Source organism: Streptomyces sp. SID3212, from assembly GCF_009865405.1.
Lineage (GTDB): Bacteria > Actinomycetota > Actinomycetes > Streptomycetales > Streptomycetaceae > Streptomyces.
In genome coordinates, this window is sequence record NZ_WWJY01000997.1 from 1 (window position 1) to 349 (window position 349).

Below are 349 nucleotides of genomic sequence, written 5' to 3' on the forward strand. Positions count from 1 at the left end.
CGCGCGGGCCACCTCCAGGGACAGCCTGGTCTTGCCCGCGCCGCCCGCGCCGATCAGGGTGACCAGGCGCGCGGTGGTCAACTCCGCTTCGAGGGCGGCGAGTTCCGCTTCTCGGCCGAGGAAGGAGGTGAGTCGGGTTCGGAGGTTGCCGACCGGGGCGGGACGGGGGGTCGGGGTGGGACGGGGAGTGGGGAGCGGAGGCGTGGGACCTGCCAGCAACTCGGCGTGCAGGGCGCGCAGTTCGGGGCCCGGGTCCGTGCCGAGTCGGGAGGCCAGGACGGTTCGTACCTCCTCGTACGCCTGGAGTGCCTCGGCGGGGCGGCCCGCCGCGCGCAGGGCCCTGATCCGC

Annotated in this window: 1 protein-coding gene; it reads right to left on the minus strand. The window is 75.6% G+C overall.

Annotated elements, in window-relative coordinates; genetic code table 11:
- Positions 1-349, minus strand: a 349-nt coding sequence (locus GT042_RS29545) for a BTAD domain-containing putative transcriptional regulator (RefSeq protein WP_272925773.1), incomplete at both ends; no start/stop codon positions are given.